This is a genomic window from Dactylosporangium salmoneum (assembly GCF_039532525.1).
Lineage (GTDB): Bacteria > Actinomycetota > Actinomycetes > Mycobacteriales > Micromonosporaceae > Dactylosporangium > Dactylosporangium salmoneum.
In genome coordinates this window covers 1,652-25,107 of sequence record NZ_BAAARV010000119.1, presented here as the reverse complement: position 1 = coordinate 25,107, position 23,456 = coordinate 1,652, and the positions used below count along the sequence as shown (strand labels likewise).

Sequence of the window (23,456 nt, the reverse complement as noted above, 5' to 3'; positions counted from 1 at the left end):
GCGCGCCGGCGGCGGCCCAGGGCGGCGGCCCGGGCGGCGATGACCGCCAGCGGCGGCTGCTCGATGCCGTCGAGACGGTCGCGCTCGGCCCGCAGGCGGGTCTCCATCTGGTCAGGCACGGGCCACCTCGTAGCCGTCGAGCCGCGCGGCCAGCGCCGCCCGCCCCCGGGCCAGCCGCGACTTCACGGTGCCGGCGGGGACGCCCAGCGCGGCGGCGATCTCGTCGACGCTGAGGTCGGCGTAGTAGTGCAGCACGATGACCTCCCGGAAGGTGCGCGGCAGGACGTCGAGCGCCCTGGTCAGGTCGGTTCGCAGGTCGGTGTCGGGGGCGGGTGGATCGCCCAGTGGGTGCTCGCGCAGGAGGATCAGGTCGAGGACCCGGCGGCGGCGCCATCGCCGGCGCACGACGTTGACGGCGACCGTGCGCAGCCAGGCCTCGGGGTTGTCGATGCCGGCGAACCCGCGCGGGCGCGCGAGGGCCCGCGCGAACGCCTCCTGCACGACGTCCTGGGCCTCGGCGAGGTCGGTGGTGAACGCGAAGAGCTGCACGACCAGCCTGCGGTAGCAGGCGTGGTACACCTCCGCGACGTCGCCCACGCCCTCAACGATCCCCGAGCCGGCCGTCCGGTTCCCCGGTTCGGGAGCTAATTCGGCAGCACGGTGGCGGACAGGGCGGCCTCCTGCCATGCGTGGGCGTCCGTCGATACCCGGGCGGGGGTGCCCAGGGACGCGTAGCCGTTGTCGACGGGGGCGATGGCACCGCCCGGCCCGGCGCCGGTGCCGAAGTGCTCGCCGTCGTTGCTCTCCAGGAAGTACGTCGTGGCGTCCGCCTGAATCCACAGCAGCAGCGAGCGGTCGGGGCGGATCAGCGCCCCGACGGGGCGGTTGTCCAGCGTCTTCAGCGTCGCCGGGAGCGCGATGGCGTCGCGGACCTCGCGCCAGTTCGCGCCGCCGTCAGAGGTGCGGAAGAGGCGCATCGAGGTCCGGTACCGCACGAAGGCCCACGCGTTCTGCCCGTCCTTGGTCACCACCGTCGGCACGTCGATGCCGGCCGGGGTGTCCAGGCTCTGGGTGATCCAGTGCTGGCCCTGGTCCTTGCTCACGCTCACCGCCGGAGCGCCGGTGTGCAGGTCGGCGCCGGCCACCCACCACCCGGCCGCGGCCGGCTGCCCGGCGACCACCGTGCGCCGGGCCAACGGCGGCTGGCCGGCCAAGCTCAGCGCGCCGTCCTTCTCGCGCACGCCGAACAGGTCGCCGTACTGCACCAGCTGCACCGCCCGGTCCTGCGTCCCGAGCGGCAGGTGCTCGCTCGGCCCGACCACGACCTGGCCGGGCTGGGCGGTGGCCTGCGCGCGGGTGTCGCCGGAGATGTGGAACCGCACGCAGGAGCGCGACGCCCCGCCGACCTCGCCGCTGAGCATGTAGGTGTCGGTCGTGATCCGGATGATCTGGACGCCGGAGAGCTTGTCCAGCGGGCTGCCGCGCAGCGCGTCGACGACGAAGGGCGTGCGCTGGGTGGCGTCGTCGCCCAGCGTGGTGACCTGCAGGCTGCACCGCCGGGCCTGCGGCACCTCGACGCAGACGTCGACCGCGGCGACCAGGTTGGGCAGGTCGCCTGCGGCGGCGAGCACGGTGACCGTGGACGGGAACTTGCCGAAGGCGCTCGGCGCGACCGACGGCGTCGAGGCGTCGGGCAGGTCAGGGTTGGGGCCCAGCACCGCGGGCGCGGGCCGGCCGAACGCCCCGGCCAGGGCGACCGGCGCGAGGACGCCGAGCGTGCCCATCAGCGCGCCGAGCACGGCCATCCGGTCGCGCAGCCGGACCCGGCCGGCGCGCCGGTAGAGCGTGGTGAAGTCGGGCACCCAGGTGGCCGCCTCGATCTGCGACCGCAGCGTGCGGAAGTCCAGCTCAGGGCGCATCTCGCACCTCCTGCGGGCGCTCCGCCGGCGCAGGAGGCAGGTAGGGGCGGCGGCGCTGGACGTCGTCGCCCGCGTCGGCGTCGCTGAGCAGGGTGGCGAGCATGGCGCGGCCGCGGGACAGCCGGGCCTTGACCGTGCCGACCGGGACGCCGAGCGCCTCGGCGACCTCGTGCACGGACATGTCGGCCAGGTGGTGCAGCACGATCGTCTCCCGCGTGGCCTGCGACAGCTGTTGCAAGGCGGCGACCAGGGCGACCCGGTTGGGGTCGACCCCCGGCACGCTCTCGACCGGTCGGGCGACCCGGCCGCTGCGCACCAGTGTGTCGAACAGGCGGCGCCGGCGCCAGCGCGTCCGGGCCAGGTTCATGGCCACGGTGCGCAGCCACGCCTCGGGGTCGGCGACGTCGAGGAACTGCCGGGGCCGGGCGAGGGCCCGCGCGTACGCCTCCTGGACGAGGTCCTGGGCCTCCGCGTGGTCGCCGGTGAGCGCGTAGAGGGCGGCCACGAGGCGGCGGTAGTGGGCCTGGTACGCGTCGCGCACGGCCTCGCGAGCCTCCAGCTCGTCGCCCACGTGCCCACCTCCCTGGACTCACCCTGTAGCGCTGGCGGGTTAGCTCACGCTACCCAGACAGACGCCTGTGTGGCGTCCTCGGTTGCGCCTGACAGAATGGCGTCATGTCGTCTCCCGCCAGGCCTCGGGTGCTCTCCGGCATCCAGCCCACCGCCGACTCGTTCCACCTGGGCAACTACCTAGGCGCCCTGCGCAACTGGGTGCCTATGCAGGAGACGCATGACACCTTCTACTGCGTGGTCGACCTGCACGCGATCACGATGGGCCACGACCCGGCGCTGCTGCGTAAGCGCACCCGGGTGAGCGCCGCCCAGCTGCTCGCCGTGGGGCTCGACCCGGAGCGCTGCACGCTCTTCGTGCAGAGCCACGTGCCGGAGCACTCGCAGCTGGCCTGGGTGATGAACTGCCTGACCGGCTTCGGCGAGGCCAGCCGGATGACGCAGTTCAAGGACAAGTCGGCCAAGCAGGGCGCCGACCGCACCAGCGTCGGGCTGTTCACCTACCCGATCCTGCAGGCGGCGGACATCCTGCTGTACCAGGCCGACGCCGTGCCGGTCGGCGAGGACCAGCGCCAGCACCTCGAGCTGACCCGCGACCTGGCCCAGCGCTTCAACACGACGTTCGGGCCGACGTTCACCGTACCCGCGCCGTACATCATCAAGGACACGGCGAAGATCACCGATCTCCAGGAGCCGACGGCCAAGATGTCCAAGTCGGCCTCGACCGCCAATGGGCTGGTCGAGCTGCTGGAGGAGCCGTCGCGGATCGCCAAGAAGATCAAGTCGGCGGTCACCGACACCGGCCGCGAGATCCTCTTCGACCCGGTGAACAAGCCCGGCGTGTCCAACCTGCTCACGATCTACGCCGCGCTGACCGGCCGGACGATCGAGGAGCTGGTCGAGTCGTACGACGGAAAGGGCTACGGCGACCTGAAGAAGGAGCTCGCCGAGGTCGTGGTCGAGTTCGTCAAGCCGATCCAGGAGCGCACCCGCGCCTATCTCGACGACCCGAGCCAGCTCGACAAGCTGCTCGCGATCGGCGCGGAGAAGGCCCGCTCGGTGGCGGCGCCCACGCTCGCGTCCGTGTACGACCGCATCGGCTTCCTCGCCCCCGGCGCTGCCGCGCAGTAACGGTGGAAAGGACCACCATCGGCGTCCGTATCGACATCCCGGAGCCGTGGGGCGGCGAGCTGACCGCCGCCCGGCTGGCCGCCGGGGATGCGGTCGCGGAGTCCGTGCCGGCCCACGTCACCCTGCTCGCGCCGACCGAGATCGCCGCCGCGGACCTGCCGGAGATCCACCGTCACCTGTGCGAGGTGGCCCGGGCGCACCGGCCCTTCGCCGTGCACCTGCGCGGGACGGGCACGTTCCGCCCGGTCACCCAGGTGGTGTTCGTCGCCGTCGCGGCCGGGATCAGCGGGTGCGAGCAGCTGCACGAGGCGGTGCTCGCGGCCGATGTGATCCGGACGCTGGGGCGGTTCCCGTACCACCCGCACGTCACGGTCGCCCACGACGTGCCGGAGGCGCAGCTCGATGCCGCCTTCGCCGAACTCGCCGGCTACGAGGCCACCTTCCCCGTCGGCGGGTTCACGCTCTTCGAACACGATGGTGACGGACGGTGGCGACCCTATGCGGAGTACCGGCTCTCGGCGGACGATTGACCGGTGAGCACCCTCGACCGGCTGGAGGCCGGGTTCGATCGCGTGGTTGCCGCGGGCCGGGCCCGGTCGCGGGTGTTCGACCACATCTGGCGAGCCGGCCAGCGGTACTTCGACGTCGATGCCGGCCGCCTGGCCGCCGCGGCGGCCTATTACGGCTTCTTCGCCGTGTTCGCCATGGTGGTCGTGCTGTTCTTCGTCCTCGGCCGGGTGCTCGGCGGCAACAAGCTCGTGGTCGAGCGGGTCCAGGTCTACCTGCAGGCCAACCTGCCGCAGCTGCACTCCGACGAGATCTTCGCGGGTAGCCAGCAGATCGGCATCCTGGCCATGGTCGGCCTGGTCGTGGCCGGCGTCGGCTGGGTGGAGAACCTGCGCTCGTCGCAGCGGGCGCTGTGGCAGCTGCAGGAGCACCCGGGCAACGCGGTGGTGCGCTGGCTGGTCGACCTCGCCGTGCTGGTCGGCCTCGGCCTGCTGCTGCTGATCTCGATCGGCATCTTCGCCGGCGTGCAGGAGCTGCTCTACTGGCTGGCCGGCGACGCCGGGCAGGACCCGGTGCGCGTCGCCCTGCGCGCCTTCTCGACCCTCCTCTCGGGCGTGGTCGACGTGTTCCTCGGCGCCGCGCTGCTGGTCGGGGTGCCCCGGCTGCGGATGTCCCTGCGCCGCCTGTGGCCCTCGGCGCTGCTCTTCGCGGTCGGGCTCGGCCTGCTCAAGACGGTCGGGAAGTGGTACATCACCCGGACCGAGCACAATCCGGCGTACCAGTTGGTGGCGGGCACCATCGGCCTGCTGCTCTACATGTACCTGCTGCACCAGCTGCTGCTCTTCGCCGCCGCGCTGTCCGCCACCAGCCCGTTCGGCCGGGTGGTCGACCTGGCCGGCGGCGCGCCACGGGCCGACGTGCAGGCCGCCCGCCGCGCCGCCGAGCTGGTCGAGCAGGCCGCCGCGCAGACCGAGCACGCGGCCGAGGTTGCCGCGCGAGTGCTGCCGTCCGGCGGTTCAACGGGTGCCGAGCGCCCGGACCCGTCATGATGGGCGCCGTGGGCACACTCGTGACTTTGGACCTGCCGGCCGACGCGCCGGCGCTGACCCTGCCGTGGATCATCACCGTCGGCCCGTTGAACGACGAGGAGGAGTGGGAGCCGGTCGTGTGCGGCCCCTATGAGCGCGCACACGCCCTCGCCCTCGCCGAGGCCGTGGTGGCCGACGAGGAGCTGATGGCGGTCGTCGAGCCGCTGCAGCCGCACGTGACCGTCGACCAGATCCAGGGCGACATCGCCGCCTCGCGGATGGCGGCCGAGAACGAGGACCTGGAGACCGCGGCCCTGGATGCGGAACTGGCCGACTTCGAGGACCACGACCACGACCATGACGACGACCACACGCACGAGCCGCCGTCGGTCGACGAGATCCGCGCCGGCTTCGCCCGGATCGCCGCCAAGCTGACCAACTAAAGGGACGTCGGGGAGTCGCCGCGCTCTTGCGGCGACTCCACCGGGCGCTTTCGCCCGGTTCATGTCGACGAAAGGGCGTAAGCCCCTTAAGCGATAAGTCGGGCGCTCCGCGCCACGACTTATCGGACTTATACCCTGTCAGGTTATAAATCCGAAATGTCGTGGCGCGCCAGCGCCCGACATTTCGCCCAAAACGCCCCGGTACGTGCCGACCGAGCCGCCGAGGTTGGCCGCGACCAGGTACCCCTCCGTCTCGGCCGTGGGCCTCCGTAGGCGCAGGGCGGCGCAGTGCAGATTCAGCGTCGAGCCGGGGACCTCGCGCTGAGCGGCGACGGTCCGGACCGTCCAGTCCGCCGCGATGGGCAGCCACGAGCGCTCGCCCGGCCCGAAGTCGGTGTCTCGCCCTCCCCGGGAAGGGGGCGCTGGGCAGGCCCAGCATGAGCAGCGCGGCGGCGCGGGTCCGCCGCCATCGCGCTGCCTTGCGCTACCGAGCTTGGGCCGCCTTCAGGGCCGAAAGGAACCAGGCCCATCTGTGCATGGTGGACGGGATGGGCGGCCAGCCGTTGATCGTGGCCATGAGCTGCCAGTAGCGCTCGGCCCGCGGCTCGATCGAGAGCTCTAGGGCCTCGATCACCTCGGCCCGCAGTTCCGGGGAGTCGGGGCGGCCCGCGGCCTCGGCCCAGCGGGCCATCACCTCGTCGACCGCGGTGGCCGGGGCAGGGTGGCCCTCGTCCTGGGCGGCGGCGATCAGGTCGACGAACCACTTGATCTCGGTCATGTCGGTGGGCACGACCCGCTTGGCGCCCGGGGCGAAGCTGCGCCGGCCCATCTCGCGCAGCCTGTCGCGAAAGTCCGGCCGGCGCAGCATCTCGGCCAGCTCGATCCAGGCGTCGACCTGCTCGTCGGTCGGCTCGTCGGGCAGGTCGGCCGAGACGCTGCGCATCCCGGCGGTGAAGCGCTCGGCCTCCGGGCCGGCGGTGACGTCGCTGAAGATGCTGTCGAAGAACTCGTCCACGATCCGCCTGCGCTCGTCCGCGCCGGCCTGGGCGATCTTCGACAGGCGTTCGAGGTCCTCGGGGCCGGCGTCGCGGCCGGCCAACGCGCGCAGTGCCGCCCGGCGCAGGCGCAGCACCCGGATCTGGGCGCCGAGCGCCTCGGCGTGGGCGGCCGCCACCCCGCGCAGGTCGGCCCCGCGGTCGAGCACCCGGCGGATGGTCGCCAGGTCGATGCCCAGCTCGCGCAGGGTCCGTACGAACTCCAGCCGGACGATGGCGGCGTGGTCGTAGCGGCGGTAGCCAGCCGCCGAGCGCTCGGCCTCCGGGACCAGGCCGACGTCGGAGTAGTACCGGATCGTCTTGACCGGCAGCCCGGTGAGACGTGACAGCTCGCCGATGTTCATGCCGCTCATTCCTGGATCCTCGACCCTCCAGCGGCTGGAGAGTCAATGGACCGCTACCTTGCGCGGATGGAACCTTTGCGGCTCATCCTTTTGTTCCTGCACCTGATCGGCTTCGCGATGCTGCTCGGCGGTTCGATCGCGCAGTTCCTCACCGGCCGGCTGCGGATCAACCCGGCCATGCTGTGGGGCGCGATCGTCCAGGTGGTGACCGGCCTCGGCCTGGCCGCGCCCCTGCGCGGCGGCGGCGACCACGAGCCGCCGACGGCCAAGCTGGCGGTGAAGCTTGTGATCGCCCTCATGATCTTCGTGATGGCCTTCTTCTCCCGCAAGCGGGACGAGGTCAACCGTGGGCATTTCCTGGCTTTGGGTGGGTTAACGCTCGTTAACGCCGGGGTTGCCGTGTTTTGGAGGTAACCGGGGTGTTACAAGATCGATCTCACGAGGCGGGAGGGACCGGCGCCACGTCACGGCCCTATAACGCACTCCTCCCAACCCGGCAGCGAAGGCGGGAACTGCTCCACCGAGGGCGTACGCTCCCGCGGTGGGTTCACCGCGTTGGGGCGGTGCATTTGGAAGGGAGACCGTCTTGCGCCGAGTGCGTGGGATGAAGGTTCTCGCGGCCGCCGCGGTGGCGTTTGTCGCGTTGGGCAGCACCGCGGCGTGCGGTGACAGCAAGAGCAGCACGGGCAGCGACAGCAGCGCGCCTGCCTCGAAGAAGACCGTCAAGGTCGGCCTCGCCTTCGACATCGGCGGGCGGGGCGACAAGTCCTTCAACGACTCCGCCGCCGCGGGCCTGGACCGGGTCAAGAGCGACCTCAACCTGGAGGTCAAGGACCTGGCCGCGGTCGCCGGCGAGAGCGAGAACGACAAGTACTCGCGGCTGAAGCTGCTCTGCACCACCGGCTACAACCCGGTCATCGCGGTCGGCTTCGTCTACGACGGCGCCGACGCCAAGAACGGCCCGCTCGCGCGTGCCGCGAAGGACTGCCCGAACACCAAGTTCGCGGTCGTTGACGGCAGCACCCAGGCCGACAACATCGCCGACCTGACCTTCGCCGAGGAGCAGGGCTCCTACCTGGTCGGCGTGGCCGCCGCCCTCAAGACGAAGAAGGGCACCGTCGGCTTCATCGGCGGCTGCCAGGTCGACCTGATCAAGAAGTTCGAGGCGGGCTTCACGGCCGGCGCCAAGGCCACCAAGGCCGACATCAAGGTGCTGACCAACTACCTGTCGACCCCGGCCGAGTCCTGCAAGGGCTTCAACGACCCGGCGGGTGGCAAGACGGCCGCCAGCGGCATGTACGACCAGGGCGCGGACATCGTCTACGCGGCCGCCGGCGGCTCCGGCACCGGCGTCTTCGAGGCCGCGAAGGACAAGAGCGGCCTGGCCATCGGCGTCGACTCGGACCAGTACAACACCGTCACCGACGCCTCGCTGAAGCCGGTCATCATGACCTCCATGCTCAAGCGGGTCGACAACGCGGTGTTCAACTTCGTCAAGGACTACGCGGCCGGCAACTTCAAGGGCGGCACGACCGTCTTCGACCTCAAGGTCGACGGCGTGGGCTACGCCACGTCGGGTGGCCAGGTCGACGACATCAAGGACAAGCTCGACGCGGCCAAGGCCGACATCGTGTCGGGTAAGGTCACCGTACCTACCAAGTAGTAGTAGCACCGGGTGCTTCGGCGGGGGATCGCAATCCGGTCCCCCGCCATCATCTGTTATGAGGAGCCTGGATGACCGCGGAACCACCCGCCGTCGAGCTCAAGGGGATCACCAAGCGGTTCCCGGGCGTCGTGGCCAACTCCGACGTAAACCTCACCATCCGCAAGGGGACGATCCACGCGATCGTCGGTGAGAACGGCGCTGGCAAGTCAACCCTGATGAAGATCCTGTACGGCATGCAGCCGCCGGACGAGGGCGAGATCGTCATCGACGGGCGGCCGGTGCGGTTCTCCTCGCCGCAGGGCGCGATCGACGCCGGCATCGGCATGGTGCACCAGCACTTCATGCTCGCCGACAACTTCACCGTCACCGAGAACGTGGTGCTGGGGGCGGAGAAGCTGCACGGGATCGGCGCCGGGGCCAAGGCCAAGATCCGGGAGATTTCCCAGCGGTACGGCCTCGGGGTCCGCCCGGACGAGCTGGTCGAGAACCTCGGCGTCGGCGACCGCCAGCGGGTCGAGATCCTGAAGGTGCTCTACCGCGGCGCCCGGATCCTCATCCTCGACGAGCCGACCGCGGTGCTCGTGCCGCAGGAGGTCGACGAGCTCTTCGGCAACCTGCGCGAGCTCATCCGCGAGGGCCTCACCGTGCTGTTCATCTCGCACAAGCTCGACGAGGTGCGCGCGGTGGCCGACGACATCACGGTCATCCGCCGGGGCACCACGGTCGCCTCGGTCAGGCCGGCCGACGTGACCGCCCGCGACCTGGCCACCCTCATGGTCGGCAGCGAGCTGCCCAGCCCGGAGGCCCGCGAGTCGACCGTCACCGACGTGCCGGCCCTGGTCGTCGAGGGGCTCACCGTGCTCGGCGCGGGGGGCCGCCCGGTCGTCGACAACGCGACCTTCACGATCCACAAGGGCGAGGTCGTCGGCATCGCCGGCGTGGAGGGCAACGGCCAGGCCGAGCTCGCCGAGGCGATCCTCGGCATGCGCCCGTCCACCGGCACCATCCGCCTCGACGGCGAGGACGTCTCCGAGTGGTCGACCCGGCGCCGCCGCGAGGCCGGCGTCGGCTACGTGCCGGAGGACCGGCATCGCCAGGGCCTGCTACTGGACGCCCCGCTGTGGGAGAACCGGATCCTCGGCCACCAGACCGAGCGGCCCAACGCCCGCGGCGTCCTCATCGACGTCGGCGGCGCCCGGCGCGACACCCAGCGCATCGTCGAGCAGTACGACGTGCGCACCCCCGGCATCGACGTGGCCGCCGTGGCGCTGTCCGGCGGCAACCAGCAGAAGCTCATCGTCGGCCGGGAGATGAGCCACGAACCCAAGGTTCTCATCGCCGCCCACCCCACCCGGGGCGTCGACGTCGGCGCCCAGGCCGCCATCTGGGACCACATCCGCAGCGCGCGCATCGCCGGCATGGGCGTCCTGCTGATCTCGGCCGACCTCGACGAGCTGATCGGCCTGTCCGACTCGCTCAAGGTGATCTACGGTGGGCGGCTGGTGGCCGAGGCCGACCCTGCCACCGTCACCCCCGAACAGCTGGGCGTCGCCATGACCGGCGCCTCGACCGAGCAGGAGGCCTCGGAATGAGTGCCCCGACGGCCGCCGCACCGCGGTCGCCCTGGCGGCGCATCGACCCGGCCAAGCTGATTCCGCAGCTGGTCGCGCCGGTGGCCGCCCTGGTCATCGCCGCCGCGATCTCCGCCATCGCGCTGCTGATCAGCGACAAGGACCCGATCCTTGCGTTCAAGGACATGTACGACTTCGGCGTCACGCCGGACTCGCAGGTGGAGATCCTCAACAAGGCGAGCGAGTACTACATCGCCGCCGTCGCGGTCGCCATCGGCTTCAAGATGGGCCTGTTCAACATCGGCGTCGAGGGCCAGTCGAAGATCGCCGCCTTCATGGGTGGCGCCCTCGCCAGCGCCTCGTTCATGCACTGGATGCCCGGCTCGCTGCGGATCGTGCTGATCATCGTGGTGGCCATGCTGGTCGGCGCGGCCTGGGCCTCGATCGCGGCGCTGCTCAAGACCCAGCGCGGGGTCAGCGAGGTCATCTCGACCCTGATGCTCAACCTGATCGGCGCGCTGGTCGTGACCTGGCTGCTCAACGACCAGTGGGGCGTGCAGGAGCCGGGCGCGCAGATCAAGACCACCGGCATCCTGCCGGAGAACTCCTGGATGCCCGGCCTGCCGATCATCGCCGGCACCGACCAGAAGGTGCTCGGCTTCCTGGTCATCTCGGTGGTCCTGGGCATCGCGTACTGGTTCACGATCAACCGCACCCGCTTCGGCTTCGACCTGCGGGCCACCGGCTACAACCCCTTCGCGGCCACGGCCAGCGGGGTCAACGCCAAGCGCATGATCATCACCGCGATGCTGATCTCCGGCGGCATCGCCGGCCTGGTCAACCTGCCCCGGATGCTCGGCGAGAGCCACACCTACACCGAGGGCTTCGGCGGCATCGGCTTCACCGGCATCGCGGTCGCCCTGCTCGGGCGCAACCACCCGGTCGGCATGGCCCTCGGCGCGGTGCTGTGGGGCTTCCTGGCCCGCTCGCAGCTGATCCTGGACCTCGACGGCATCCCCAAGGAGATCGTCCTGATCATGCAGGGCGTCGCTGTGCTGTCCGTGGTCATCGCCTACGAGCTGGCCGCCCGCATCGGCCGCCGGGCCCAGCAGAAACGCGTCGGCGCGGTCACCGCGGCCCCAGCGGGCTCGGCCCCGCTGGCCGCCGCCACCGAGTCGGCGGCCGGCTCGGCCAGTGAGGAGTCCAAGTGAGCACCGACGCCATGCTCTCGACCGCCGCGTCGGGCACCCCGGCGGCGCCCCCCAAGCGGCGCCGGCTCGGCACCGCGCGGATCCTGCTGATCATCGCCGGCGTGCTGATCGGCCTGTCGCTGGTCCACCTGCTCACCGGCGCCGACGACGTCACCTCCCAGGGCGCCATCCAGGCCGCGCTGCAGGCCGCCATCCCGCTCGGCCTGGCCGGCCTCGGCGGGTTATGGGCGGAGCGGGCCGGCGTGGTCAACATCGGCCTCGAGGGGCAGATGGTCCTGGGCACCTGGTTCGGGGCGTGGGGGAGCCTGCAGTACGGCCCGTGGGCCGGCCTCGCGCTGGGTATCCTCGGCGGCGCGATCGGCGGGCTCATCCACGCCGTGGCCACGGTGACCTTCGGCGTCGACCACATCATCTCCGGCGTGGCGATGACGATCCTGGCCCCGGGCATCGCGCGGTACCTCTCCTTCCTGGCCTGGAACGGCACGCCGGGTGCCGGCCCGACCCAGTCGCCGACGGTCGAGCCGCTGAAGCGGTACTCGGTGCCGGGCATCGGCAGTCTCGAGGGCCTGGAGAAGCACCACTGGTTCCTGATCTCGGACGTCGCGGGTGTACTGCGAGGCCTGCTGACCGACGTGTCGGTGGTGACGATCCTCGCGGTACTGCTGATCCCGCTGACCTGGTTCGTGCTGTGGCGCACCTCGTTCGGCCTGCGCGTGCGCTCGGTCGGCGAGGACCCGCGGGCCGCCGAGAGCCTCGGGATCAACGTGTACCGGTACAAGTACTACGGCGTCGTCATCTCCGGCGCGATGGCCGGCCTCGGCGGCCTGTACCTGTCCACGGTGAGCTCGGTGATCTACCGGGAAGGCCAGACCGGCGGCCGCGGCTACATCGGTCTGGCCGCGATGATCTTCGGCAACTGGCGGCCGGGCGGCCTGGCGCTGGGCGCCTCGCTGTTCGGCTACACCGACGCCCTGCAGCTGCGCCGCGGCTCGGAGTCCGTGCACGCGCTGCTGATCCTGGTCGGCGCGCTGCTGCTGGCGCTGGCGGTGTGGGAGTTCCGGCGCCGCAACAAGGTGGTGGCGATCGCCTCGGTGGTGCTGGGCGTCCTGTCGTACGTCATCTTCTTCGCCGTCGACAAGATCCCCACGGCGCTGGTGCAGGCCGCGCCGTACATCACGGTGCTTGTGGTGCTCGCCCTGGCGGCACAGCGGCTGAGGCCGCCCGCCGCCGACGGCAAGCCCTATCGCCGTGGCGGGTGACCAGCGGCGGGTGGCCAGGGAAAGGCAGACTGGGACGGTGAACATCGACTGGGCCGCGCTGCGCAGCGCGGCCATCACCGCCATGGAGCGGGCCTACGCCCCCTACTCGAAGTTCCCGGTCGGCGCGGCCGCACTGGTCGACGACGGCCGGATCGTGGTCGGCTGCAACGTGGAGAACGCCTCCTACGGCATCGGGCTGTGCGCCGAGTGCGGCCTGGTCTCCAGCCTGCAGGTGACGGGCGGCGGCCGGCTCGTCGCGCTGGCCTGCGTCGACGCCGGCGGCCGGCCGCTCATGCCGTGCGGCCGCTGCCGGCAGCTGCTGTGGGAGCACGGCGGGGCGGGCCTGCTCATCGACCACCGCGAGGGGCCGCTGCCGATGACGGCGCTGCTGCCGCACGCCTTCGACGACGCCGATCTCGACCGGATCGCCGCCGAGCGGGACCGGCGGCCCGCCGTGCCGGCCGCGCTCGCGCTCAAGGTGGGCAGCGGCACCGTCTTCGTCCACCCGGACATCGCCGAGGGGCGGCAGGTCTGGACGTCGTACTGGGAACGCTCTTCCGGCGCCGCGGACGACGAGCCGGCGGGCATCTTGGAGGAGGGTCCCACCTTCGCCTCGGACGCCGAGGCGGTCGAGTGGGGCCGCATCCGCACCCCGCGGGTCGTGGTCGTGGACGGACAGGGCAACACCAGCTGGGCCGGGGACACCCCTCGGCCGGCCGGCATCGAACGAGACTGGAGCAGCCGATGAGCTTCGCGGCGGTGGACGTCATCCGGGCCAAGCGGGACCGGCAGGTGCTCAGCGACGAGCAGATCGACTGGGTCGTCGCCGCGTACACCCGCGGGGAGGTGGCCGACGAGCAGATGTCGGCCCTGGCGATGGCGATCCTGCTCAACGGCATGACGCCGCGGGAGATCGCCCGCTGGACGGCCGCGATGATCGCCTCCGGCGAGCGGCTGGACCTGTCCAAGGTCGGCCGCCCCACCGTCGACAAGCACTCCACGGGCGGCGTCGGCGACAAGATCACGCTGCCGCTGACGCCCCTGGTGGCCGCCTGCGGTGCCGCGGTGCCGCAGCTGTCCGGCCGCGGGCTGGGCCACACCGGCGGCACGCTGGACAAGCTGGAGGCCGTCCGCGGCTTCGGCACGAAGCTGTCCAACGAGGAGTTCACCGAGCAGCTGCGCACCGTCGGCGCCGCCATCTGCGCGGCCGGCGAGGGCCTGGCCCCCGCCGACCGCAAGCTCTACGCCTTGCGCGACGTCACCGGCACGGTCGAGGCGATCCCGCTCATCGCCAGCTCGATCATGAGCAAGAAGATCGCCGAGGGCACCTCCGCGCTCGTGCTCGACGTCAAGTTCGGCTCCGGCGCCTTCATGCGCGAGGTCGCCGACGCCCGCGAGCTGGCCCGCACCATGGTCGAGCTGGGCAAGGCGCACGGCGTGACCACGGTCGCCCTGCTCACCGACATGGAGATCCCGCTCGGCCGGGCCGTCGGGCACTCGATCGAGGTCGAGGAGTCCCTGGAGGTGCTCGCCGGCGGCGGCCCGCAGGACATCGTCGCGCTGACCCTGGCCCTGGCCCGGGAGATGCTCGACGCCGTCGGCCTGGGCGACAACGACCCCCAGGACGCGATCGCCTCCGGCCGGGCCATGGACTCCTGGCGGGCGCTCGTGCGGGCCCAGGGCGGCGACCCGGACGCGCCGCTGCCGGTGGCCAACGAGGTCGAGACCATCACCGCCGCCACCGACGGCTTCGTGGCCACCATGGACGCCTATGCCGTCGGGGTGGCCGCCTGGCGCCTCGGCGCGGGCCGCGCCCGCAAGGAGGACCCGGTCAGCGCCTCGGCCGGCATCATGCTGCACCGCAAGCCGGGCGAGGCGGTCAAGGCCGGCGACGTGCTCATGGAGCTGCGGGCCGAGGACGCGGCGAAGCTGCCGGCCGCGCTCGAGGTGGCCCGCGGTGCCGTGACCGTCGCCGGGACGCCACCGGCCAAGCGGCCCCTGATCCTCGATCGGATCTCCTGATGTACGGATACCGCTGAGGGCCGGTTATTGTGCGCGGGTGAGCGTCACGGCGCCGAATCCGCAGCGCGTGCGGGAGGCGAGCCTCGAGGAGCTGCACCGCCTGCGGCTGCCCATGCCCCCGCCCGACTTCCCGCTGGTCTGGGAGCCGGGCGACCAGGTCGAGCTGCGCCCCGGCGGTGAGATCGAGGCGCGGGCCGCCTGCCTCAACGTGGTGCTGGCCCGCGCGATGGGCATGCCGCCGGAGCTGGGCGTGCAGTGGCTGGCCGAGGCCCGGCTGGTCGATCGCCTGACCGCGCCGGAGTGGCAGTTCGTGGCCGACGGGGCCGGCGACGAGCACTCCTTCGCGCTGCACGTGGAAGCCCTGTTCGCGCTGGCGTGGCTGCTCGGCATCGCCTTGGACCTCGACCCGCTGCTGCGCTGCGCGGCCGAGGCCCTGCTGGAGCGGCTGCCCAACCTGGCGCAGGGGGAGAGCTTCGACGCCTGGCGCAGCCGCACGCTGGCCGCTCCCCAGTCGGCGGTCGCGGCGGCGCAGCAGCTGGACCTGTACTACTGCCTGGACTGGTCGATTCAGGAGGCGGAGCGCAGCCGGCTGCCGCTGCCGGGGCAGGCGGACTCCAACTCGGTCGGCCAGCGGCGGTGGGCCCTGGAGTGGGCGGTCATCTTCGCCGGGCCGTACCACGGCACCCCGCCCGGCTGGGAACATGTCGACCTGTCGACCTGACGGGCTTTTCCGGCAAGTCGGGCACTCTGCGCCGCGACTTGTCGGATTTATGACCCGCCAGGGCGTATAGCCGGCATGCCGGTTTCTCGCGGATTCAGCGCGGCCGCCAGGTCGTCAGGTCGACGTCCAGCGTCGCGGAGATCGGCTCGGCCATCGCGTCCAGGCGGGCGGCGATGGCCGCCCGGTCGGTGTGCCACGCGCTCGGGCCCATGCCGACCAGGGCGAGCGCGTCCGCGCGGGACAGCGTCAGCGGCGACCGCACGCGCTGCTCGTCAGCCTGGGCGAACCACGGGTCGAGGCTCTTGCGCAGCCGCTCCCGCTTGTCCGGGTCGACGCGGATGAGCCCGAGGGCGTCGACCAGCTCCGCGAGGTGACCCTCGGCCGGGGTGGCCACGATCAGGACGCCGTCCGGGCGCAGGACCCGGGCGAACTCCGCACCCGCCCGGGGCGCGAACACGTCCAGGATCGCCGCGGCGGCGCCGTCGGCGACGGGCAGGCCCTGCCAGATGTCGGCCCGGACCGCCCCGATCCGCTCGTGCGCCCGGGCCGCGCGGCGCAGGGCCGCCTTCGAGGTGTCGACCGCGATCCCGACGCTGCCGCCGGGCTCGATGAACCGGGACAGATAGTGCGCCGTGCCCGCGCCGACCTCCACCACCGGGCCCGGGGCGGCCGGCAGGGCGGCGATCGCCGCCGACAGGGGCGCGAAGTGCCCGGCGGCGAGCAGCGCCTCCCGGGCGGCCACCATCTCCGGGGTGTCGCCCGTGTGGGCCGGGCGGCCGGCGGTGAGGTCGACGTACCCCTGGCGCGCGATATCGAACGAGTGCCCTTGCGCGCACCGCAGCGCCCGTTCGGCGGACGAAAGCGACCCGTGGCAGACCGGACAGCGCAGATGTGTGATGACGTCGGGGTGCACAGCACTAGTGTCGGTGCATGAGTGCACCGAGCTATGACGAGATCCGTCGAGCGCCCAAGGTCCTGCTCCACGATCACCTGGACGGGGGGCTTCGGCCCGCGACCATTCTCGACCTTGCCGCCGGCATCGGCCACGAGCTGCCGGCCGCCACGCCCGCGGGGCTGGGGGAGTGGTTCGTGGCCGCCGCCGACTCGGGTTCCCTGGAGCGGTACCTCACCACCTTCGCCCACACCGTGGCCGTCATGCAGACGGCGGACGCGCTGCACCGGGTCGCCCGGGAGTGCGCGCTCGACCTGGCGGCGGACGGTGTGGTGTACGCCGAGGTCCGCTTCGCCCCCGAGCAGCACCTGGAGCGCGGGCTGGAGCTGCCCCAGGTGGTGGAGGCGGTGCTGGACGGCTTCCGGGTCGGGTCGGCCGAGGCCGCCGCGCAGGGGCACCAGATCCGGGTCGGCACGCTGCTCACCGCGATGCGCCACGCGGCCCGCTCGATGGAGATCGCGGAGCTCTCGATCCGCTACCGTGATGCGGGCGTCGTCGGCTTCGATATCGCCGGCGCGGAGGCCGGATATCCGCCCACCCGCCATTTGGATGCCTTCGAGTACCTCAAGCGCGAGAACTCACATTTCACCATTCACGCCGGCGAGGCGTTCGGTCTGCCCTCGATCTGGCAGGCGCTGCAGTGGTGCGGCGCCGACCGGCTCGGGCACGGTGTGCGCATCGTCGACGACATCGGGCCGGACAATGTGCTCGGACGGCTCGCCGCGTATGTGCGGGACAAGCGGATACCGCTCGAGCTCTGCCCGTCCTCCAATGTCCAGACCGGCGCCGCCGCATCGATCCGGGAGCACCCGATCGGGTTGCTGCGTGACCTGCGCTTCCGGGTTACCGTCAATACCGACAACCGCCTGATGAGCGGCACCAGCATGACCCGTGAGATGGCGCTGCTCGTGGAGGCGTTCGGGTACGGCTGGGCGGAGCTGCAGTGGTTCACCGTCAACGCAATGAAGAGTTCGTTCATCCCGTTCGATGAACGGCTCGAGTTGATCAACGATGTCATCAAACCGGCCTACGCCAAGTTGTCCTGATGTCCGGATTTGTCGCCCGCGATCATCTGGGTGTATCGGGTAAATCGCCCAGCGTAGGCGGATGATCGCCCTATATCCCAGCTATTCGGACAAATCTTTCGTCCATGTACATAATGCACGTCGGCAGACCTGGGCTTTCTTCTTGGCACGGGACATGGTGGAATCTCGGAGGTCCGGCCCAGTAGGGTCGGCCGGTCGCGGGTGCCTGCTGTACCACAAGGCGCCGGTTCGGAGGGCGGTGAAGTGAGCAAACGGCCATCGACGCGGGAGCCTGCCTCCACGCGTCTGCGTTTCCCGATCGGCCGGCTCCGAGACCTGCCGATCTGGTCGAAACTCGGCCTGATCATGATCGTGCCGATCATCGCGACGATCGTGGTCGGCACGAACGGTCTCGTCGGGAACATCGGCGAGGCCAACGACGCCGACCGGGCGCGGACCCTGTCCAACCTGTCGAGCCAGGCGTCTGCGCTGGTGCACGAGTTGCAGAGCGAGCGCGCCAACGCGGCGCTGCTGCTCGGCGTGATCGGCACCCCGGCCAACGTCGAGGCCAAGACCGTCTTCGAGCGGCAGGTCCAGAAGACCGACGACGCGGCCAAGGACTACCGCCTCACCCGGTCCGGCCTGGCCGACCCGCCGGAGGACTACCGCAAGCAGCTCGCGCTGATCGACACCGAGCTCGGCGACCTGCTGGGCATGCGCAAGCAGATCAGCGACGGCGGCAAGGACATCCTGGCCAGCACCGTGGTGGCCCGCTACCGCTCGCTGATCGACGACCTGCTCGGCATCCGCGACTCCGCGGCCGGGCTGTCGAACAACCCGTCGCTGGGCGCCGACATGCGCGCCGCGGCCGCGATCTCGGAGATGAAGGAGCAGGTCTCGCTGGAGCGGGTCGTCGTGCTCCGGGTGCTCACCTCCGGGGCCTTCACGCCGCAGCTGCGCAAGGAGTTCGAGGCCGCGATCACCGGCCGCGAGCAGGCCGAGGAACAGTTCCGGGTCAACTCGCAGCCCTGGCACCGCGACCTGTACGACAAGAAGATCTCCGGCTCCGACCTGCGCGAGGCGCAGAAGTTCGAGGGCCAGCTGACCCCGCTGACCACCGAGGATCTCCCGACCGACATCTTCAAGGCGTCGGAGTGGGACAACGCCATGGTCAACCGGGCGAACCTGCTGCGCGGCATCGAGATCGAGTTCGACGAGCACAACATCGAGGCCGCCACCGCGCACCGCAACGACCTGCAGCGCCAGGTGCTCGTCACCGCCGGCGCCCTGCTCGGCATGCTGCTGCTGGCCATCCTCTTCGCCTGGATCGTGGCCCGGTCGATGGCCCGCTCGCTGCGCGAGCTGCGCCACGGCGCGCTCACGGTCGCGCAGTTCGGCCTGCCCCAGGCGGTGCAGCGACTGCGTGACCCGGCGCTCGCCACCCAGATGTCGCCGCACCAGGTCGCCCTCCAGATCGCCGAGCCGCTGCCCATCCGCAGCCGCGACGAGTTCGGGCAGGTGGCCGAGGCATTCAACGCGGTTCACCTGGAGGCCGTGCGCACCGCGGCCGAGCAGGCCGCCCTCCGGGCCAGCGTCGCGACGATGTTCGTCAACCTCGCCCGCCGCTCCCAGATCCTGGTCGACCGGCTCATCGGTCACCTGGACCGGCTGGAGCGCGGCGAGGAGGACCCGGACCGGCTGGCCGAGCTGTTCCAGCTCGACCACCTGGCCACCCGGATGCGCCGTAACGACGAGAACCTCCTGGTCCTCGCGGGCGCCGACTCCACGCGCATCCAGCGCGAGCCGGCCCCGCTCATGGACGTGCTGCGCGCCGCGCAGTCCGAGGTCGAGCACTACACGCGCATCGAGTTCGGCATGATCGACCGGGACATCGAGATCGCGGCGCACGCGGTCAACGACATGGTCCACCTGGTCGCCGAGCTGCTGGACAACGCGACGGCGTTCTCGCCGCCGGACTCGGCCGTCATCGTGGAGGCCCGCCGCGTCGGCGACCGCTCGGTGCTGCTGGTCGAGGACCACGGCATCGGCGTCTCGCCCGAGCAGCTGGCCGAGCTCAACGACCGGCTCGCCAACCCGCCGATGGTCGACGTGGCCGTCTCCCGGATGATGGGCCTGGTCGTGGTCGCCCGGCTGGCGGCCCGGCACGGCGTCAAGGTCGAGCTGCGGGCGGCGCGCGAGCGCGGCACCGTCGCCGACGTGACGCTCCCGGCCGGGGTGCTGGTCCCGCGGGCGCTGTCCGGGCGGGCGAACGCCGGCATGCCGAGCGCCGGCATGCCCGCCGTCGGCCCCAACGACGTGGTGCAGGCCCGGCCGATCCCGTCGGCCCCCGCGCCGCGCTCCCCGCTCGCCTCGCCGCTGGCGCTGGAGAGCGGCCCGACCGGCCTCGGTGGCGGTCTCGGCGGTGGCCTTGGCGGCGGCGCCGGCCAGGGCCCGGGCGCCGGCCCGCGCTTCGGCACCCTCACCAGCAGCGGCCTCTTCGGCGGCGGACCGGCCAGCACCGGCGAGCGCCCGACGGTCAACGGCTTCGCCAACGGCGCCCCGCCGCGGCCGACCCCGCCCGCGCCCCCGGCCCGGCCGACGCTCCCGCCGAGCGAGGGCTTCGACCGGGGTGGCCAGGACCGTGGTGGCTTCGACCGGGACGGCTTCGATCGGGACGGCTTCGACCGAGGCGGCCCGGACCGTGGCGGCTTCGACCGAGGTGGCCTGGATCGGGGCGGCTTCGACCGCGACCCGAGCGGCGAGCGCAACGGCTTCGGCGCGGGCCGGGGACCCGAGCGCAACGGCGCCGCCGGCGGGCGCAGCCTCCCGGCGTGGTCGGACCTCACCGGGGTCGGCGACGAGCCGTTCCCGGACGAGCGCCCGGCATCGCGCGACCTCGGTCCGCTGCCCCAGCGCCGCGCCAACGAGAACTGGCCGGCCGACGACAACGTCACCGACGGCGAAGAGGCCGGCGGCTCGATCCCGCGTCAGCGCCCCGGCTTCGGCGGCGCCTTCGACGAGGCGCCCGCCGGCCCCAACGGCCTGGCCGGCGCGCCGTCGCCGACCGCCTGGCCGCCGGTCGAGCCCGAGCCGCAGCGCTCGGAGCCGAAGCCGGAGCCGTTGTACGCCCCGGAGCCCGGCTACCCGCCGGTGGACATGACGGCGGAGATCCCGCGGGTCCGGCTCGACTGGGACCCGGCGCCGAACGAGAGTGATTCTCACGACCCTCGCCAGCGGTTCGTGGACGAGACCATGGAGCTTCCGATCTTCCGGGAGCTCGAGTCGGCCTGGTTCACGACCAAGCGGACGCCGCCCCTGGACGAATCGGCGCCGGCGGCGCCCGCTCCTGTTCAGCCCGCCCCGAGCCCCTCGCCGAGCGTGCGCCCGGTCGAGGTGACATACAGCGAAGCGCCGTCCCCATACGTGCCCCCGCAGCGATTTGAAACCCGTAGTCCGGGTGAAGCTTCGCGAGGATCGGCCGACCGGGCGTCGAGCGGTTCGCCAGTAAACTGGCACACTGCGGCAGACGAAGGATGGCAAGCGGCAGCGGCGATCGCCGAGGCGCAGGAATTCACGACTACCGACATTGGTTTGCCCAAGCGGGTCCCGATGTCGCAGCTGGTTCCGGGCGGGGTTGAGAAGAACCCCGCCGCAGCGCACAAGCGGACGCCGGAGTCCGTGCGCGGTCTGTTGTCGGCGTATCACCGAGGCGTTCAGCGCGGCCGCACGCGGTCCGACGACTCGAAAACCCCGGAGCCGACTTCGGCCGGGCCTCAAAACTCGCAGGTTGGCAAGGAGCAAGAGGCATGACATCTACGCAGGATCTCGGTTGGCTGCTCGCCAACTTCGCGGACCGAGTGCCGGGGGTCGCCCACGCGGTCGCCGTCTCGGCGGACGGTCTGCTGCTGGCTGCTTCTCGCGACCTGCCCCGCGACCGCGGTGACCAGCTGGCCGCGATCGCCTCGGGCCTGGTGAGCCTGACCCAGGGCGCGTCCCGCTGCTTCGAGGGCGGAGCCGTGCTGCAGACTGTTGTCGAAATGGACAACGGCTTTCTGTTCCTCATGTCGATCTCCGACGGCTCGTCGTTCGCGGTCCTCGCGGCCCGCGCCTGCGACGTCGGCCAGGTCGGCTACGAAATGGCGCTGCTGGTCGACCGAGTCGGTGACGCTCTTACGCCGCCGCCGCGGCCCACCGCATCGATGCTCGGCTGAAGCTGAACTTGGTGACAGAGCAATATCCATTAGCTGTAGCAGACTCATTGGCTGCTTACGAGGCCCGACGAGTGAGGAGGTGAACGGCGACCATGGCCGAACGCGATGAGCCAACGGGCGCGTTGGTAAGGCCGTACGCCGTCACCCGAGGTCGCACCCGGCCCAAGCTGGAGATTGCGATCGAGGCGCTGGTCGAGACCACCGTGCGTGGCCGGGCGGCCAATACCCGGCCGGGCGGTGCTCACGGCCAGGAGCAGCAATACATTTCCACGCTTTGCGACGGGCGTCTGCAGTCCCTCGCCGAGATCGCGGCGCGCATGCAGCTCCCGCTGGGTGTCACCCGCGTCATCGTGGCGGACATGGCTGCCGACGGACTGGTCGCGGTGTACGAGCCGACCTCGCTCGACGAAAACGAGTCGGTGGGCACAGAACTGCTTGAGAGGGTGCTGAGTGGACTTCGGAGGCTCTGACGTGGCGCACCGCCCAGGGCGGGTCACGTCAGCGAAGATCGTCATCGCCGGAGGTTTCGGCGTGGGCAAGACCACACTGGTCGGCTCGGTCTCGGAGATCACGCCGCTGACCACCGAGGCCATCATGACCTCCGCCGGTGTCGGTGTGGATGACACCCGCAATGTGCCCGGCAAGACCACGACCACGGTCGCGATGGACTTCGGTCGCATCTCGATCGACCGTGACCTGATCCTGTACCTGTTCGGTACCCCGGGCCAGACGCGCTTCTGGTTCATGTGGGACGAGCTCGTGCGGGGCGCCATCGGGGCGGTCGTCATGGTCGACACGCGCCGGCTCGCGGACTGTTTCGCCGCCATCGACTTCTTCGAGCACCGGCGGCTGCCGTACCTGGTGGCCATCAACTGCTTCGACGGCGTGCAGTACCACAACGCCGACGACGTGCGCGAGGCGCTCGCCGTCTCCAGCGACGTGCCCGTCGTGTCGTGCGACGCGCGCTCCCGGGAGTCGACCAAGAACGTGCTGATCTCGCTGGTCGAGTACGTTCTGTCGATGCGCCGGACGCGCGCCACCGCGCCCGCGTAAGACCCGAGCACGGCCGCAACACCCACTCAGCCGCTCACGCGCACCGGGAAGCCCGCCAGGGCACGCCCGGTGCGCGTTTGCGTTGCGCATGATCACAGAGCGTGGCGATCCGACCGCGGCTCGCGAAAAGGCGAAGGGCCGCCCTCCCGTGCGGGAGAGCGGCCCTCGAGCCGTTCAGGAGGAGCTAGCGGCGGGCGGAGCGGTACTCGTACTCGCGCTCCTGGTACTCCCGGCTCGCCGCGTCCCGGCTGAAGTCCCAGCCACCGGCCGACTCGCGACCCGGGCGGCCGCCGACCGAGAAGCCGCCGACCTCCTGGCCGCGGCGCCAGCCGCGGAAGTAGCCGGTCGTGTGCGCGGCGATCTGGGCGGCGTCGCGGACGATCCGCAGCGGCCGCTCCGGGTTGTTGACCGGGGCGCCGGGCACCAGGTTCTGCTGCGGCACGCGCTTCGGCAGGCCGGACCGGGTCTCGTCGCCGGTCTCCGGCGCGGCGGCGCGCTGGGCCGCCTGCCAGGCCGAGTCGTTGAGGTTGTCCCAGCTGACCTCGGGCTTCGGGGCGACAGCCTCGCTGGCCGAGTCGCCGGTCGAATCGGCGTCCCAGTCGGTGAACCACGCGGACCGGGCGGCCGCGAAGATCAGCAGGTCGCCGTCGCCCTCGTCGGCCGGCTTGGCCGTCGCGGCGGCCTCGCGCTCGGCGGCGGTGCGCAGGTTGCCGGCCTCGCGCTCCGCGGTCGCCTTCATGGCCGCGGACTCGGCCCGCGCCTTGTCGG

At 71.7% G+C, this 23,456-nt stretch carries 22 protein-coding genes and 1 pseudogene; 17 read left to right on the top strand and 6 right to left on the bottom strand.

The genetic code is table 11. The features are described 5' to 3' along the window. Positions 1 to 111: 111 nt before the first annotated feature. Genes ABD352_RS50950 through ABD352_RS50940 form a run of 3 tightly spaced genes read right to left on the bottom strand, consistent with a single transcriptional unit; the run spans position 112 to position 2,490 of the window. Complete coding sequence (locus tag ABD352_RS50950; protein ID WP_344619895.1) at positions 112 to 597, bottom strand: sigma-70 family RNA polymerase sigma factor; 486 nt, start codon at positions 595 to 597, stop codon at positions 112 to 114. Positions 598 to 644: 47 nt separating this feature from the next. Next, entirely contained in the window at positions 645 to 1,919 is a 1,275-nt protein-coding gene (locus ABD352_RS50945) for a beta propeller repeat protein (protein ID WP_344619894.1), read from the bottom strand. After that, positions 1,909 to 2,490, bottom strand: a complete 582-nt coding sequence (locus ABD352_RS50940) for an RNA polymerase sigma factor (RefSeq protein WP_344619893.1) — start codon at positions 2,488 to 2,490, stop codon at positions 1,909 to 1,911. Before ABD352_RS50940 ends, ABD352_RS50945 begins: the two co-directional genes overlap by 11 nt. Positions 2,491 to 2,594: 104 nt before the next feature. On the opposite strand from ABD352_RS50940, the gene trpS reads away from it, so the two are divergent. The 4 genes from trpS to ABD352_RS50920 are packed head-to-tail and all read left to right on the top strand — an operon-like array spanning position 2,595 to position 5,598. Further along, positions 2,595 to 3,620 carry a tryptophan--tRNA ligase gene (gene trpS, locus ABD352_RS50935; RefSeq protein WP_344619892.1) on the top strand — a complete coding sequence of 342 codons (1,026 nt, stop codon included), beginning with the start codon at positions 2,595 to 2,597 and terminating at the stop codon, positions 3,618 to 3,620. Positions 3,621 to 3,622: 2 nt separating this feature from the next. After that, complete coding sequence (locus tag ABD352_RS50930; RefSeq protein WP_344619891.1) at positions 3,623 to 4,150, top strand: 2'-5' RNA ligase family protein; 528 nt, start codon at positions 3,623 to 3,625, stop codon at positions 4,148 to 4,150. Positions 4,151 to 4,153: 3 nt separating this feature from the next. Then, a complete protein-coding gene (locus ABD352_RS50925) occupies positions 4,154 to 5,176 on the top strand; it encodes a YihY/virulence factor BrkB family protein (protein WP_344619890.1) in 1,023 nt (340 codons plus the stop codon). An 8-nt stretch (positions 5,177 to 5,184) separates the two neighbouring features. After that, a complete protein-coding gene (locus tag ABD352_RS50920) occupies positions 5,185 to 5,598 on the top strand; it encodes a hypothetical protein (protein WP_344619889.1) in 414 nt (137 codons plus the stop codon). A gap of 484 nt (positions 5,599 to 6,082) precedes the next feature. On the opposite strand, the gene ABD352_RS50915 is transcribed toward ABD352_RS50920, so the two are convergent. Then, a complete protein-coding gene (locus ABD352_RS50915; protein ID WP_344619888.1) occupies positions 6,083 to 7,006 on the bottom strand; it encodes a MerR family transcriptional regulator in 924 nt (307 codons plus the stop codon). A 57-nt stretch (positions 7,007 to 7,063) separates the two neighbouring features. Here ABD352_RS50915 and ABD352_RS50910 point away from each other — a divergent pair, with 57 nt between their 5' ends. The 8 genes from ABD352_RS50910 to ABD352_RS50875 all read left to right on the top strand — a co-directional run bounded on the left by ABD352_RS50910 (position 7,064) and on the right by ABD352_RS50875 (position 15,447). Next, positions 7,064 to 7,411, top strand: coding sequence for a hypothetical protein (locus ABD352_RS50910; protein WP_344619896.1), 348 nt, complete (start codon positions 7,064 to 7,066; stop codon positions 7,409 to 7,411). Positions 7,412 to 7,601: 190 nt separating this feature from the next. Further along, complete coding sequence (locus ABD352_RS50905) at positions 7,602 to 8,660, top strand: BMP family lipoprotein (protein WP_344619887.1); 1,059 nt, start codon at positions 7,602 to 7,604, stop codon at positions 8,658 to 8,660. Between the two features lie 71 nt (positions 8,661 to 8,731). Continuing rightward, positions 8,732 to 10,255: an ABC transporter ATP-binding protein gene (locus tag ABD352_RS50900; RefSeq protein ID WP_344619886.1), complete on the top strand. Its 1,524-nt coding sequence runs from the start codon at positions 8,732 to 8,734 to the stop codon at positions 10,253 to 10,255. Then, the gene (locus ABD352_RS50895) at positions 10,252 to 11,445 is read left to right on the top strand and encodes an ABC transporter permease (protein WP_344619885.1); all 1,194 of its coding nucleotides are present in this window, start codon (positions 10,252 to 10,254) and stop codon (positions 11,443 to 11,445) included. The genes ABD352_RS50900 and ABD352_RS50895 overlap by 4 nt, the downstream gene beginning before the upstream one ends. Next, positions 11,442 to 12,704, top strand: a complete 1,263-nt coding sequence (locus ABD352_RS50890; RefSeq protein ID WP_344619884.1) for an ABC transporter permease — start codon at positions 11,442 to 11,444, stop codon at positions 12,702 to 12,704. The genes ABD352_RS50895 and ABD352_RS50890 overlap by 4 nt, the downstream gene beginning before the upstream one ends. Positions 12,705 to 12,741: 37 nt before the next feature. Then, complete coding sequence (locus ABD352_RS50885; RefSeq protein WP_344619883.1) at positions 12,742 to 13,452, top strand: cytidine deaminase; 711 nt, start codon at positions 12,742 to 12,744, stop codon at positions 13,450 to 13,452. Next, positions 13,449 to 14,726, top strand: a complete 1,278-nt coding sequence (locus tag ABD352_RS50880; RefSeq protein ID WP_344619882.1) for a thymidine phosphorylase — start codon at positions 13,449 to 13,451, stop codon at positions 14,724 to 14,726. Before ABD352_RS50885 ends, ABD352_RS50880 begins: the two co-directional genes overlap by 4 nt. A 37-nt stretch (positions 14,727 to 14,763) precedes the next feature. Next, on the top strand, positions 14,764 to 15,447 hold the full coding sequence (locus ABD352_RS50875; protein WP_344619881.1) for a DUF4272 domain-containing protein: 684 nt from the start codon (positions 14,764 to 14,766) through the stop codon (positions 15,445 to 15,447). A gap of 94 nt (positions 15,448 to 15,541) precedes the next feature. Here the strand turns inward: ABD352_RS50875 and ABD352_RS50870 are convergent, their stop codons facing one another. Then, positions 15,542 to 16,360, bottom strand: coding sequence for a putative RNA methyltransferase (locus tag ABD352_RS50870; RefSeq protein ID WP_344619880.1), 819 nt, complete (start codon positions 16,358 to 16,360; stop codon positions 15,542 to 15,544). 17 nt (positions 16,361 to 16,377) lie between these two features. On the opposite strand from ABD352_RS50870, the gene ABD352_RS50865 reads away from it, so the two are divergent. The 5 genes from ABD352_RS50865 to ABD352_RS50845 all read left to right on the top strand — a co-directional run bounded on the left by ABD352_RS50865 (position 16,378) and on the right by ABD352_RS50845 (position 22,688). Next, a complete protein-coding gene (locus tag ABD352_RS50865) occupies positions 16,378 to 17,445 on the top strand; it encodes an adenosine deaminase (protein ID WP_344619879.1) in 1,068 nt (355 codons plus the stop codon). Positions 17,446 to 17,790: 345 nt separating this feature from the next. Further along, entirely contained in the window at positions 17,791 to 21,234 is a 3,444-nt protein-coding gene (locus tag ABD352_RS50860) for a sensor histidine kinase (RefSeq protein WP_344619878.1), read from the top strand. After that, positions 21,231 to 21,635: a roadblock/LC7 domain-containing protein gene (locus ABD352_RS50855; protein ID WP_033358336.1), complete on the top strand. Its 405-nt coding sequence runs from the start codon at positions 21,231 to 21,233 to the stop codon at positions 21,633 to 21,635. The genes ABD352_RS50860 and ABD352_RS50855 overlap by 4 nt, the downstream gene beginning before the upstream one ends. A gap of 92 nt (positions 21,636 to 21,727) precedes the next feature. After that, entirely contained in the window at positions 21,728 to 22,105 is a 378-nt protein-coding gene (locus ABD352_RS50850) for a DUF742 domain-containing protein (RefSeq protein WP_344619877.1), read from the top strand. Further along, positions 22,086 to 22,688 (top strand): GTP-binding protein, encoded by a 603-nt coding sequence (locus ABD352_RS50845; protein WP_223101135.1) that lies wholly within the window; start codon positions 22,086 to 22,088, stop codon positions 22,686 to 22,688. The genes ABD352_RS50850 and ABD352_RS50845 overlap by 20 nt, the downstream gene beginning before the upstream one ends. 184 nt (positions 22,689 to 22,872) lie before the next feature. Here ABD352_RS50845 and ABD352_RS50840 read toward each other — a convergent pair. Continuing rightward, positions 22,873 to 23,456, bottom strand: a pseudogene (locus tag ABD352_RS50840) (hypothetical protein); the annotation flags it as partial.

Bases quoted from the DNA above. Each gene is read 5' to 3' on its own strand.
- ABD352_RS50945 (WP_344619894.1), bottom strand. From the start codon at position 1,919: ATGCGCCCTGAGCTGGACTTCCGCACGCTGCGGTCGCAGATCGAGGCG.
- trpS (WP_344619892.1), top strand. From the start codon at position 2,595: ATGTCGTCTCCCGCCAGGCCTCGGGTGCTCTCCGGCATCCAGCCCACC.
- ABD352_RS50915 (WP_344619888.1), bottom strand. From the start codon at position 7,006: ATGAGCGGCATGAACATCGGCGAGCTGTCACGTCTCACCGGGCTGCCG.
- ABD352_RS50910 (WP_344619896.1), top strand. From the start codon at position 7,064: ATGGAACCTTTGCGGCTCATCCTTTTGTTCCTGCACCTGATCGGCTTC.
- ABD352_RS50905 (WP_344619887.1), top strand. From the start codon at position 7,602: ATGAAGGTTCTCGCGGCCGCCGCGGTGGCGTTTGTCGCGTTGGGCAGC.
- ABD352_RS50900 (WP_344619886.1), top strand. From the start codon at position 8,732: ATGACCGCGGAACCACCCGCCGTCGAGCTCAAGGGGATCACCAAGCGG.
- ABD352_RS50895 (WP_344619885.1), top strand. From the start codon at position 10,252: ATGAGTGCCCCGACGGCCGCCGCACCGCGGTCGCCCTGGCGGCGCATC.
- ABD352_RS50880 (WP_344619882.1), top strand. From the start codon at position 13,449: ATGAGCTTCGCGGCGGTGGACGTCATCCGGGCCAAGCGGGACCGGCAG.
- ABD352_RS50865 (WP_344619879.1), top strand. From the start codon at position 16,378: ATGAGTGCACCGAGCTATGACGAGATCCGTCGAGCGCCCAAGGTCCTG.
- ABD352_RS50860 (WP_344619878.1), top strand. From the start codon at position 17,791: ATGATCGTGCCGATCATCGCGACGATCGTGGTCGGCACGAACGGTCTC.
- ABD352_RS50855 (WP_033358336.1), top strand. From the start codon at position 21,231: ATGACATCTACGCAGGATCTCGGTTGGCTGCTCGCCAACTTCGCGGAC.
- ABD352_RS50850 (WP_344619877.1), top strand. From the start codon at position 21,728: ATGGCCGAACGCGATGAGCCAACGGGCGCGTTGGTAAGGCCGTACGCC.